This is a genomic window from Pseudogulbenkiania subflava DSM 22618 (assembly GCF_900177275.1).
In the GTDB taxonomy this organism is placed as follows: domain Bacteria; phylum Pseudomonadota; class Gammaproteobacteria; order Burkholderiales; family Chromobacteriaceae; genus Pseudogulbenkiania; species Pseudogulbenkiania subflava.
The window spans coordinates 39,844-51,758 of the sequence record NZ_FXAG01000020.1; the positions used below are offsets into that span (position 1 = coordinate 39,844).

Below are 11,915 nucleotides of genomic sequence, written 5' to 3' on the forward strand. Positions count from 1 at the left end.
GATAAGAGATTGAATCCGCAGCCTTCCTGTTTACACGACAAGCCCCTTCCGCTTCGCAAAAGGGGCTTGTCAATAATCCCAGCGGCCCTCGACGGGCCGCTTTTTTGCGTCATCAGCGATGCCCTCAGTGGGCATGGGTATGATCGTGGCGGTGTTTCCAGTTGTCGAACAGCCAGGATATCCCCTGGATCACCCCGACCACGGCGAGCGCCGCCAAGAGGGCCAATGGAATCCACGGTGCGGAAACGAACAGCACTACAGCCATAATGATGCTGATCATCATTAGGCCGGTGTACCAGCCGCCCTGTTTGCCTTGCGATTTCATCTCGGTACTCCCCACCTCCAACCAGCACGTGCCTGTCACATTCAGTTTAGTTCATGGCGTCGGTGATGGCAGGGGAGGGTGGGTTGTCGAGGCGCGGCAGGGCTTGGTGGGGTCAGGGATCGGGCTGCCAGTTGGCGTAGCGTTGTTCGATCTTGGCGGTGGTGCCGTCGCTGATCATGCTGGCCAAGGCCTGGCGCAAGCTGGTGATGGTGGCGTCCGGTGTCGCCAGGCTGCAGGCCAGGCCGCCGGTAACGCGGAAGAAGGTGTGTACCGGCACCACTTGCTTGGTCAGGCCGGCCTTGCGCAGAAGATCCGCGGCGACCAGGCGGTTGGCGGCCCACAGGTCGATACGCTGGGCGACCAGCTTGCGCGGATTGGCGCTTTCCTCGATGGCGGTATCGACGATAAAGCCGCGTTCTTTCAGATAGCTGTCACGGATGTCGCCGTTGTAGGTGCCGATGACGTAGCGTCGTGCGTCTTCGAGGTTGTCGATGTCGAATTTCCGGCTGGCCAGGCCAAATAGCGTCCAGTCGGCGTAGGTTGTCGGTTCGACCCACTTGAATAGCTTGTCGCGGTCCGGCGTGTGAGCCGTATTGAACACGCAGTAATTGGCCTGGGTCTGCGCCAACGAGTAGGCCCGCAGCCAGGGAAGCACCACGATGCGATAGTCGATATGGGTGCGGGCCATCATTTCGCGCACCTTGTCGGTAACGACTCCGGCGAGCTGCCCGTTGACCATCATCTGATTTGGCGGATACGACTCGGTGGTCAGCGTCAGGGGCGGTAGCGCTTCAGCCCTCAGCATGGGCGATAAAAGAAGTGAGGCCGCCAGTGCGATGGCTGCTCCCCAGCGCCCGACATGGCCGGCAGGGCCAATCCATTTGCCTATTGTCAGCCGTTGAGTCATGTTTTCGTCATTGTGGTTGTGTGCTTCAGTCCGCAAAGGGTAAACAGGCTTGTCCCCGCACGCAACCCGATTCCTGCATTTCCATGCTAAGGAGAGGGGCTTTAGGGCGCGGCGCCTGCACGGCTTCGGTGCGGGTATCGATCTTCCTAGTGAGTGATGTTCCGTTTCGGGCATCGTTTCCTGGGCGTATTTGGGGCGGGCCTGGATGGTAGCCGTGCCGGGATGGCAGGCCGGCGGTGGCGGCGTTGAGGGCATCGCGTGCGCCGCCTTCGGGGGAGACTTTGCCCCTGTCATTTTTTGATGGGGAAAACTATCATCAAATCAACATGATGCCGGGCGAACCAAGGGTGCCCTTTCTACAGAATTCGCCGCTTGGCAGAAAGCATATGAACGCCATGAATAGCCGTCCTTTTGCCTTCGTGCGCACGCCGCTCCCTCCCGAGCAGCTCAAATTGCAGGTCGAGGCCATGCGCTGGCTGCTGGATTTGCCTGCCCCGGTACGCCCATTGAAGCTGTCGCGGCAGTATGCCCGTATCGTCAATCGACTAACCCAGCTGTGGCCCGAGGAGAGTTCATGCCGCCGCTATCTGGACAGCTTGATGCTGGATGAGCGTGGCGGACGACAGGGGTTTCCGCTGGAAATCGTCATGGAACTGGGCAACCTGCTCAATTATTACGATGAACTGCATCCGGTGAGGTCGGCTCCAGTTTGGGAGTGGGGCGGCAATACGCTCGGCTATTGAGGCCTTTGTCTTTGGCCGCATGTCATGATTCGTTGCCGGCGACTGGCAGGCAGCGGCTCAGCGTTGCAGTACGTAGCTGCCGGGGGCGTTGCCCAGTGGTGGGTAGCCTTGCTCGGCGGCGCCCATCGGGGGCGGCTCCCTGAGGCCGTCGGAGTGGCTTCGCAGCCACTCCGACCAGGCCGGCCACCATGAGCCTTCGTGAGGGGTGGTGGAGGCAAACCAGGTTTCCGGGTCGATGTAGGGGTGGTCGCTGGTGCGGTGAGAGAGCCGGTAATGCCTGCCGTCGTGGCCGGGTTCGCTGACAATGCCGGCGTTGTGGCCGCCGCTGGTGAGCAGGAAGCTGACTTCGGTATCGGCGATGAGGTGAATTTTATATACCGACCGCCAGGGCGCGACGTGGTCGGTTTCCGTGGCCACGACGAACATCGGCACGCGGATGTCGCTCAGCACCACGGGGTGGCCGCCGATGCGGTAGCGGCCTTCGGCCAGGTCGTTGTTGAGGAAGAAACGGCGCAGGTACTCGCTGTGCATGCGGTAGGGCATGCGCGTGGCGTCGGCATTCCAGGCCATCATGTCGTTCAACGGCTCGCGCCGTCCCATCAGATACTCATGCACCAGACGCGACCAGATCAGGTCGTTGGAACGCAATAGCTGAAAGGCGCCCGACATCTGCTTGGTGTCGAGGTAACCCTGGTCCCACATGATGTCTTCGAGGTAGCTCAACTGGCTGTGGTCGATGAACAGCATCAGTTCGCCGGCTTCGGTAAAGTCGGTCTGCGCCGCCAGCAGGGTGACCGAGGCCAGGATCGGATCGGCTTCGCGTGCCAGATAGGCCGCCGCGATCGACAGCAAGGTGCCGCCCAGGCAATAGCCGACGCTGTGGACCGGGGCGTTGGGGATGATGGCGCGGATGGCGTCGAGCGCATCCAGGACGCCCAGCCGCAGGTAGTCTTCCAGGCCGATGTCGCGGTCGTCGCTGTGCGGGTTGTGCCAGGAGATCATGAACACGGTGTGGCCCTGTCCGACCAGGTAGTTGACCAGCGAGTTACCGGGGGAGAGGTCGAGAATGTAGTACTTCATGATCCAGGCCGGCACGATCAGGACCGGCTCGGCATGGACCTGCCCGGTTTGCGGGGTGTACTGGATCAGTTCGATCAGCCGGTTTCGGTAGACCACCTGGCCGGGCGTGATGGCGACTTCATGCCCCGGGCGGTAGGCTTCGGCCCCCAGAGGGGGCTTGCCACCGATGGCGCGCTCCCAGTCGGCCTGGAAGTGGCGCAGGCCGCGTAGCAGGTTCTGTCCCTGTTCCTGCAGGGTGGATTGCAGTACCTCTGGGTTGGTGGCGACGAAATTGATCGGCGACATCATGTCGAGCAACTGGCGTGCGGTGAAGGACACGACCTGCTCATGGTGACGCGAGACGCCGCTAATGCCGGTGGTGGCGTTGTGCCACCATTGCTGGTTGAGCAGGAAGGCCTGAGAAATCAGGTTGAACGGCCAGTTGTGCCAGGCGGGGCTGCTGAAGCGGCGGTCCTGCGGCAGCGGTTGGATGCAGGCCGGGCAGCCGGCATTGGCGTGCGCCCTGACGGCGTAATTGCCGAGCCGGATCGACTTGCGTACGCCCTTTTCCACGAGCTGCTGCCACTTGCCCGGCGAGACGGCAAGGTGCACCGCCCAGTCGAAATAAGCCAGGGCCAGGCTGGCCGGCGATATGCCGAGGGTGGCTCGGCCCAGGTTGGCGCGCAGCAGCCGGTCGAGGCTGGTGGGGCCGTCGTCGGCGTCACTGGAGCCGGGTTCGGATACGGACGGGGGTGTGGGCGGTTCGCCATCGAACAGGCCGGAGAGTCGAGCCCAGTGGCCGCTCCACTGGCGCAGTCCCTCGTACCAGCCGAGCACCGGCCAGGTGTTCAGCGGTGCGGTCGGGAAAGTGGGGGTAGTGGAGTGTGTCTGCGGGTCGGTTGCCTTGTTCACTGTCGATCACCTTTGCCGTTTCTTGTCATGATAACGGTTTGTGCCCGGCGCAGCAGGGAAGACGAAACGGCTATCCCTGGCGGTATGGGGTTCACTGTGCCATGCGGGGCGACCCCAGACCTTGATGAAGGTTAAATCCGGATGTGTGGCGTGGTCTTTCCCCGGCGGCGTGCGAACGGGGCGGTCATTGTGCAAATCGCCGCGATGCCCTAGTCTCGCTGCCATTTGGGAGAAACGGCTTATGTTGATGCTGCTGGCGGCGAGAATCGACCGCAACAATCAGATTCTGATCAATGCCCGGCTGGATGGTTACCCGGCGCATTTTCACGTGGAGCCGGAGGCTGTCGACGCCTGGCTCCAGCTGCCGCCATTGGGGGTGGAGAATTCGTTGACTCTGCTGCAGGGCAACTGGAGCCGCTTTGCGGTGCCGCTGGAAAGGCTGGTGCGGCGCCACGGTAACGATTTTGTGGTGACGGCAGAGATGCTCAAGCCGTGAGCGAGGGCTGAATTACACCGTCCCGTCCGGGTTTTTTCGGGTCTCCGGCGGCGGGGTGTCGTCCGGGTGGGACGGGAGGGTCCGTTGTTGGCGCTTGAGCTGGTCGAGGTCCGACAGGATCTGCCAGGTCAGATGGTCGATGCGCTTGTGCAGGCCGTCGATCGATGCTTCGGACTTGAGGTTGACCTCGAAGTCGCGAATCATCGTCATGCGGTCGCGTGCGGCCTGACGGTTCTGCGACATCATGATGATTGGCGCCTGGATTGCGGCCAACATCGACAGGATCAGGTTGAGAAACACGTAGGGGTAGGGGTCGAAGGCCCGGGTGCCCAGAATGTCGGTGTTAAGGACGGTCCAGCCGACGAGCACGGCGGTGAAAATGCCGATGAAAGTCCAGGAACCGCCGAATTCGGCGACACGGTCTGCCAGCCGCTCGCCGAGTGTGACGCCGTCGTCAGGCAGGCTGGTGTCGGTACGCGTGGCCTGCAGCCGTTTGGAAATGCGCATCAGGGCGTGGCGCTCGCGTTCGCCGAGGCCGCCTACGCCGGTGTGCAGCAAGTGTTCTGCCAGGTAGCGGATGTCGCGGTTGTCCTGTTGCATGATGGAGTCCCCCGAGTTGATGGTGGGTGGGTTGGGACCGAGTGTGGTCGCACCCCTTTTATTGTGACGGCGCGATTGTGCCACAAGGTGACGGTGGAGCGTGTAAGCATTCGTAATAGGGCTTCGGCCAACCTTTGAGAACGGCCGCCCTGCGGGGGAGTGTTCTCCTGTGACCGTGCGGGTTACACTTTTGCCCTTTCACCAGAACAAATAAGGACAGAGCATGGAACAGTTCGATAACGTCAGCGTGGTCAAGAAGGCCAATGTTTACTTCGACGGTAAATGCGTCAGCCACAACATCGTCCTGGCCGATGGCACCAAGAAATCGGTGGGCGTCATTCTGCCGGCCAAGCTGACGTTCAACACGGGCGCACCGGAAATCATGGAAGTGCTGGCCGGCGAGTGCCGCGTCACCCTGAGTGGCGAGACCGAGTCGCGGACCTACAAGGGGGGCGAGTCGTTCAAGGTGCCCGGCAACAGCGCTTTCGATATCGAAGTGGTCGATACCCTGCACTACGTTTGCCATTTCGGCTAATTTCGATAGCGGTACCCCAGCAAAAGGCGACTTCGGTCGCCTTTTGCGATTATTGACAAGCCCCTTTTGCGCAGCGGAAGGGGCTTGTCGTGTAAACAGGAAGGCTGCGGATTCAATAACGGATCAGGAGAGGCCCGGCTTTGCCGGGTCCGGTAGGGTCTGAACAAGGCACTTTGTCAGCAGCCTGGAAGGCGACTTCGGTCGCCTTTTTTGTTTTTGGGCCGGAGGCGGGGCTGCTGATTTACAAGCGATACGGTTGGCGCGTAGTATTGCTACGTTTTTTCGCGACCAGAGTTCATGGTCGGGCCAGGTAACGGTCTATCGTGGACATGGAAATACGGCGGGTAAACGAGGCTAATGCTTGTTTTGTATTGATATATTGAATGGCGTTGCCTTTTTTTGCCGGTCGATATGTGACGACCTGTCCTGGATGGATAGCGTGCTCTATAACAAAATATCTGTAGCAATGCTACACGTCTGGCGCAACAAACCGCCGGCTTGCCATGCGGACGCTCACTGCATCGGGCCGGCTGACCGTAAACAGCAGAAAATAGTATGGATGGAACGACAGACATGTCCTCTCAGCTTGGTAAGACCAATTACTCGCGCGCCCTGACGGTGCTCACCTCCCTGTTCTTCATGTGGGGGTTGATCACCTCGCTCAACGACATCCTCGTCCCGCATCTGAAGGCGATCTTCACCCTGAGTTACCTGCAGGCGGCACTGATCCAGTTCAGCTTCTTCACCGCCTACTTCGTGATGTCGTTTCCGTCGGGCTACCTAGTGGAAAAGCTCGGCTACAAGCGCGGCATCATGATCGGCCTGGCAACCGCGGGTCTCGGCTGTCTGCTGTTCTACCCGGCGGCCGGTGCCAAGTCCTACCCGTTCTTCCTCGGTGCGCTGTTCATCCTGGCCTCCGGCATCACCCTGTTGCAGGTGGCGGCCAACCCGTACGTTACCTTGTTGGGCAAGCCCGAAACCGCGTCCAGCCGCCTCAACCTGACCCAGGCGTTCAACTCGCTGGGGACGGCCATCGGGCCGTTGGTGGGGTCGGTGCTGATTCTGGCGGTGGCGGTGAAGCCGGCGCAGGAGCTGAGCGGTCTGTCGCCGGAGCAGTTGGCGGCCTACACCGCCGCTGAGGCCGGTTCGGTGCAGACGCCGTACCTGATCCTGACCGCGCTGCTGTTTGCCCTGGCCGTGATCATCGGCCTGTTCAAGCTGCCGCAGGTGAAGGAGGGTGATACCCCGGCCGATGCGCCGCAAGGCAACGCCGAGTACCATGCGCATGCCAGCGTCTGGGGCTACCGCCACCTGGTACTGGGCGCGGTGGGCATCTTTACCTATGTGGGTGCCGAAGTATCGATCGGCAGTTTCCTGGTGAGCCTGATGGGGCAGCCGCAGATCGCCGGTCTGTCCGAGGCGGTGGCCGGCAAGTATCTGGCTCTGTACTGGACCGGTGCCATGGTGGGTCGTTTCATCGGTGGCGTGGTAATGCGCAAGATCAAGCCGGGCCACGTGCTGGCCTTCAACGCGCTGGTCAACGCACTGTTGATCGCGCTGGCGATGAGCGCCGGCGGCAAGGCCGCGATGTGGGGGCTGATCGCGATCGGTCTGTTCAATTCGATCATGTTCCCGACCATCTTCTCGCTGGCCATCGAGGGCCTGGGCAAGTTCACTGGCGAGGGTTCCGGCGTGCTGTGCATGGCGATCGTCGGCGGTGCCATCGTGCCGCTGATCCAGGCGTTCTTCGCCGACCGCATCGGCATCCTGTATTCCTTCGTGGTGCCGCTGGTGTGCTATGCCTACATCGTGTTCTACGGCTTGAAGGGGCACTATGCCGATTTCACCGCGGTGCGCAAGGTGGCGGCAGCGAAGCGCTAAGCGCCATGGCCCGCAGGGGCTGACTGCATGAGCAGCGCCCGGTCCCGCAGCAAGCGCGGGGCCGGGCGTTGTCGTATCAGGGGGGGCTGCCGGGGCGCGAGCTAGCGAAGATCACAAGACCGCCGCCACCGCCGCGCCGACCTCGCTGGTGTCGGCCATTCCCCCCATGTCCGGCGTGCGCGGCCCCTCGACCAGCACGGTTTCGATCGCGCGCATGATCGCGTCGTGCGCGTGTTGGTAGCGCGGATCGCCGTCGCCGAGGAAATCGAGCATCATCGCGCCGGACCAGATCATCGCGATCGGGTTGGCGATGTTCTGGCCGTAGATGTCGGGTGCAGAGCCATGCACCGGCTCGAATAGCGAGGGGAAGGTCCGTTCCGGGTTGAGGTTGGCCGAAGGCGCGATGCCGATGGTGCCGGTGCAGGCCGGCCCGAGGTCAGACAGGATGTCGCCGAACAGATTCGAGGCGACCACTACGTCGAAACGATCCGGCTGCAGCACGAAGCGGGCGGAGAGGATGTCGATGTGCTGCTTGTCCCAGGCGACGTCGGGGTAGGCTTGCGCCATCGCCGCCACGCGCTCGTCCCAGTACGGCATGCTGACTGCGATGCCGTTGGATTTGGTCGCGGCGGTCAGCTTCTTGCGCGGCCGGCGCTGGGCGAGCTCGAAACCATATTTGAGGATGCGATCCACGCCGTGGCGGGTGAACACCGCCTCCTGCAGCACCAGTTCGCGCTCGGTGCCCTCGAACATCTTGCCGCCGACCGACGAGTATTCGCCCTCGGTGTTTTCGCGCACGACGTAGAAGTCGATATCGCCTGTCTTGCGGTTGGCGAGCGGGCAGGGCACGCCGGCAAACAGGCGTACCGGGCGCAGGTTGACGTATTGGTCGAATTCGCGGCGGAACTTGATCAGCGAGCCCCACAGCGAGATGTGGTCGGGCACCTTGTCCGGCCAGCCGACCGCGCCGAAGAAGATGGCGTCGAAACGCTGCAATGTCTCGAACCAGTCGTCCGGCATCATCTTGCCGTGCTGGAGGTAATAATCGCAGCTGGCCCAGTCGAAGTGGGCGAATTCGAGGGTGAGGTCGAACTTGGCCGCGGCGGCTTCCAGCACGCGGATGCCTTCCGGCAGTACCTCTTTGCCGATACCGTCACCGGCAATCGCGGCGATTCTGAATGTCTTGTTCATGCAATGTCTTCCTTGTTGTCCGGCCGTCAGTCGTGGCGCATCGATTGATCCGATATCCCTAGCATGCCGCAAAACATTCGTTTAATAATTGCCTCCTCCGTGCATTCATAAAACACGAATCATGAATAATGAGCCGCAACTGGAAGACCTTCGCGTGTTCTGCCTGGTTGCCCGCAAATCGGGCTTCGCCAGCGCCGCCGAGGAACTGGGGGCATCCCCTGCCTACGTCAGCAAGCGGATACGGCTGCTGGAAGACAGCCTGGGCGTGAAGCTGCTGTACCGCAGCACGCGGCGGGTCGCGGTGACCGAGGACGGCGAACGGGTCTACCGCTGGGCGCAAAAGATTCTCGATGACGTCGACCACATGGTGGACGAGGTGTCGGCAACCAGGCTGGCTCCGCGCGGCCTGATCCGCATCAGCAGCAGCCTGGGCTTCGGCCGAGTCCACGTCGCGCCGGCGCTGGCGGCCTTGGCCGAGCGCTATCCCCAACTCGAAATCCGCTTCGATGTGACGGACCGGCTGGTTGATCTGGAGAGTGAAGGGATCGATCTCGATATTCGGGTCGGCAACGAGATCGCGCCGCAGTTGATCGCCAAGAAGCTGGTCGCCAACCAGCGCATCCTTTGCGCGGCATCGTCCTACCTCGAGCGGCGTGGAACGCCGAAGAGCCTCGGCGAACTGAGCAGCCACGATTGCCTGGCGATCAAGGAGCGCGACCACCCGTTCGGCGTCTGGCGGCTTTCCGGCCCCGGTGGCGAAACGGTGATACGCATCACCGGCCCCTTGTCGGCCAACCACGGCGAGATCGTGCATCAGTGGGCGCTGGCGGGACGCGGCATCATGCTGCGTTCCCTGTGGGACGTACGCGCTGCGCTTGCCGCCGGGAGGCTGGTGCGGGTGTTGCCCGACTACAGCCTCCCGGCCGACATCTGGGCGGTTTCTCCCATGCGCCTATCGAGCTCGGCCAAGCTCAAGGTGTGTGTCGATTTCATCGAACAGTACTTCCGGACGCAGGATGTTGGATGACGACTACGGGCGAGGGGCTTCAGTCGGGCAAGCCAATCGGCCGGCATTTGAGGTATGGCCCTGAAAGAGCTCACCCATTGAGTTGTCCCGGCAACGGAGCGGGCAGTCCGACTTCGCGTGCTAGGCTCCGCCCGGGTTTGCCGGCCGCTGCCGGTCCTGCGTGGGACAGAACCGGCAGGCCGGCTGATACGCTCAGAAGCGCTCGGGGAACTGCTTGGCCAGGGCGCCACCCAAGGCATCGGCGATCACGTTCATGTGCTGTTTCATGGCTTCCCAGGTGTGGGCCTCCTGGCGGTAGTCCTTGTCCTTGAGCTCCTGAATCTGCTGGACGTGATGGCCGCCATGGGCCAGCAGCAGGCCTTGCAGCGTTTCTTTCGGTAAATAGGGGTTGGCGCTGGACAGGAAGGCGGCGATCTCGTCCACGTTGGCGGCCATGGCTTTGTTGGCGCTATCCTGCCCGCTCTTGCTGCCTTTCCCCGTGGCGATCAGGTACTGCTTGACCGCGCCATAATGGCCGGCCAATAGGGTGAACAACTTGTCCGAGGCGGCCTGCCCGTAGAAGGGCTGGATCGACGCGGCAATCTGTTTGGCGTTGGCGACCACCTCTTGCTCGGCGGCGGCGGCGCCGGACTTGTCGTGCGCCAGCGTTTCCAGGGCGACGTTACGCACCCAGAAAATGTGGCCGCTCCAGAGATCGCGCAGGGCCACTTGTGTTTGTGAAATCTTGGGGCTGCTGCTCAGCTCGGCATGGGCGAGCGGGGACAAGAAGGCCGCGATAAGCGACGCCGCCAGGGTTTTTTGCCAGGTTTTCATGAGAAATCTCCTTCGTGCTCAAGCTTCTTTGGAAGCTGTATTGTAGTCTATTTTGTCACTTAAACAATATAAATATGTTTTAACTTATCAAAGTGATTTTTGCGCCATGAAGGATATAATCAAACTGAACGGGCAAATTGAAGGTGTACCGACATGTTGGAAGCAATGGGTGAGCGTCAGCAGCAACTGTTACGGCTGCTGCAACGGCAGTCTGCAGGGCTGACGGTGGAACAACTGGCACAGGAGCTGGCCGTTACCCGTACCGCGGTCAGGCAACATCTGACGGTGCTGGAACGGGATGGTCTGGTGGAACGCGGAATGACGCAACCGACGGGGGGGCGGCCCGAGCAGCTCTTCGTGCTGACCCCGAAGGGGCAGGAGGTGTTTCCCCGCCGCTATTCCTGGTTTGCCGAACTCCTGCTGAAGATGCTGGAAGCCAAGCTTGGCCAGGACGAACTTGCCAAACAATTGGCCGAGATCGGCACCACTCTGGCCGCTACCTTGCCGCCGGCGAAGGCGAACGATCCGGAAGCGCGCATCCGGGCGCTGGCCGACATCATGCTGGAACTCGGCTACGATGCCCGGCCGGAAGATGCCGACAGCGGCCTGCCGCGCATCGTGGCTACCAATTGCATCTTTCATCATCTGGCGGCACGTTTTCCGGAGGTTTGCCAACTGGACCTGGCGCTGATGTCGAGCTATGTGGGAGAGCCCGTGACGCACGAAGAATGCATGGTGCGGGGTGGGGCCTGCTGCCGCTTCCGGTTCACCAAGCCGTGAGCCATGTCCGTGCCGGGCCGAGGCGCTCCGTCATGCCACGCACTGCAGAGGGTGTCCATTTCCATCGGGTGCTTGTGTGGCATCGCCACTAGCCAGGAAAGCGTGGGCCGGGCCGGCCACCCTGCCTGGCTGAAGAGAAGGTTGGCCGAAGAGCCAGAGGACATGCCTTGGGCATTTAAAAGGAATTGGCGGATTGTCATTGCGCTGCCATGTGCCACACTGAAACAAGCGGAAAGGGGGCTCGCTGACGGGTTTCAACTCTTGTTCAGGAGGTGTGAAATGTCAGTTTCCATTGCCAAATACCTTGGTACCGCGCTGTTGGCGTCGTGCCTGGCGGTACAGGCCCCGTTGGCCCGTGCCGGCATGGTTTCGACCGAGCAGGCGGCTGCAGCGCAGCAGGCCCAGCAAGCCCAGGCCGATCGGGAAAAAGTGAGGGCCTTTCTTGATCGGGCAGAAGTCCGTGACAAGCTGCAGGCCCTTGGCGTGCAGGCCGCCTTCGCCAAGGATCGCGTCGATTCAATGACCGATGAAGAAGTCACCACGCTGGCTCAACGCATCGATACGCTCTCGGCCGGTGGCCGGCTCAGCAATTACGACCTGATCGTGATTTTGCTGATCGTGCTGATCATCGCCGTCATCGTGTAGT

At 61.7% G+C, this 11,915-nt stretch carries 13 protein-coding genes; 7 read left to right on the plus strand and 6 right to left on the minus strand.

Annotated features, from left to right (window positions below; all coding sequences use genetic code 11):
* Positions 1–124: 124 nt before the first annotated feature.
* Complete coding sequence (locus B9N72_RS16065; RefSeq protein WP_085277308.1) at positions 125–325, minus strand: hypothetical protein; 201 nt, start codon at positions 323–325, stop codon at positions 125–127.
* Positions 326–437: 112 nt separating this feature from the next.
* On the minus strand, positions 438–1,130 hold the full coding sequence (locus tag B9N72_RS16070; protein WP_234986013.1) for a substrate-binding periplasmic protein: 693 nt from the start codon (positions 1,128–1,130) through the stop codon (positions 438–440).
* Between the two features lie 497 nt (positions 1,131–1,627).
* Between B9N72_RS16070 and B9N72_RS16075 the strand changes: the two genes are divergently transcribed.
* Positions 1,628–1,975 carry a hypothetical protein gene (locus B9N72_RS16075; RefSeq protein WP_234986014.1) on the plus strand — a complete coding sequence of 116 codons (348 nt, stop codon included), beginning with the start codon at positions 1,628–1,630 and terminating at the stop codon, positions 1,973–1,975.
* 57 nt (positions 1,976–2,032) lie between these two features.
* On the opposite strand, the gene B9N72_RS16080 is transcribed toward B9N72_RS16075, so the two are convergent.
* Positions 2,033–3,946, minus strand: coding sequence for a PHA/PHB synthase family protein (locus tag B9N72_RS16080; RefSeq protein WP_200811031.1), 1,914 nt, complete (start codon positions 3,944–3,946; stop codon positions 2,033–2,035).
* 241 nt (positions 3,947–4,187) lie between these two features.
* Here B9N72_RS16080 and B9N72_RS16085 point away from each other — a divergent pair, with 241 nt between their 5' ends.
* Complete coding sequence (locus tag B9N72_RS16085; protein WP_085277311.1) at positions 4,188–4,442, plus strand: hypothetical protein; 255 nt, start codon at positions 4,188–4,190, stop codon at positions 4,440–4,442.
* 12 nt (positions 4,443–4,454) lie between these two features.
* Here the strand turns inward: B9N72_RS16085 and B9N72_RS16090 are convergent, their stop codons facing one another.
* Complete coding sequence (locus B9N72_RS16090) at positions 4,455–5,042, minus strand: DUF1003 domain-containing protein (protein WP_085277312.1); 588 nt, start codon at positions 5,040–5,042, stop codon at positions 4,455–4,457.
* Positions 5,043–5,265: 223 nt separating this feature from the next.
* On the opposite strand from B9N72_RS16090, the gene ppnP reads away from it, so the two are divergent.
* A complete protein-coding gene (gene ppnP / locus B9N72_RS16095; RefSeq protein ID WP_085277313.1) occupies positions 5,266–5,577 on the plus strand; it encodes a pyrimidine/purine nucleoside phosphorylase in 312 nt (103 codons plus the stop codon).
* A 573-nt stretch (positions 5,578–6,150) separates the two neighbouring features.
* Entirely contained in the window at positions 6,151–7,458 is a 1,308-nt protein-coding gene (fucP, locus tag B9N72_RS16100) for an L-fucose:H+ symporter permease (protein WP_085277314.1), read from the plus strand.
* Between the two features lie 111 nt (positions 7,459–7,569).
* On the opposite strand, the gene B9N72_RS16105 is transcribed toward fucP, so the two are convergent.
* Entirely contained in the window at positions 7,570–8,649 is a 1,080-nt protein-coding gene (locus tag B9N72_RS16105) for a tartrate dehydrogenase (protein ID WP_085277315.1), read from the minus strand.
* A gap of 121 nt (positions 8,650–8,770) precedes the next feature.
* Here B9N72_RS16105 and B9N72_RS16110 point away from each other — a divergent pair, with 121 nt between their 5' ends.
* On the plus strand, positions 8,771–9,676 hold the full coding sequence (locus B9N72_RS16110; RefSeq protein ID WP_085277316.1) for a LysR substrate-binding domain-containing protein: 906 nt from the start codon (positions 8,771–8,773) through the stop codon (positions 9,674–9,676).
* 192 nt (positions 9,677–9,868) lie between these two features.
* Here the strand turns inward: B9N72_RS16110 and B9N72_RS16115 are convergent, their stop codons facing one another.
* Positions 9,869–10,489, minus strand: a complete 621-nt coding sequence (locus B9N72_RS16115; RefSeq protein ID WP_085277317.1) for a hypothetical protein — start codon at positions 10,487–10,489, stop codon at positions 9,869–9,871.
* A gap of 153 nt (positions 10,490–10,642) precedes the next feature.
* On the opposite strand from B9N72_RS16115, the gene B9N72_RS16120 reads away from it, so the two are divergent.
* Both B9N72_RS16120 and B9N72_RS16125 read left to right on the plus strand, forming a co-directional pair.
* Entirely contained in the window at positions 10,643–11,269 is a 627-nt protein-coding gene (locus B9N72_RS16120; protein ID WP_085277318.1) for a helix-turn-helix transcriptional regulator, read from the plus strand.
* 279 nt (positions 11,270–11,548) lie between these two features.
* A complete protein-coding gene (locus tag B9N72_RS16125) occupies positions 11,549–11,914 on the plus strand; it encodes a PA2779 family protein (RefSeq protein ID WP_085277319.1) in 366 nt (121 codons plus the stop codon).
* Position 11,915: the final 1 nt, after the last annotated feature.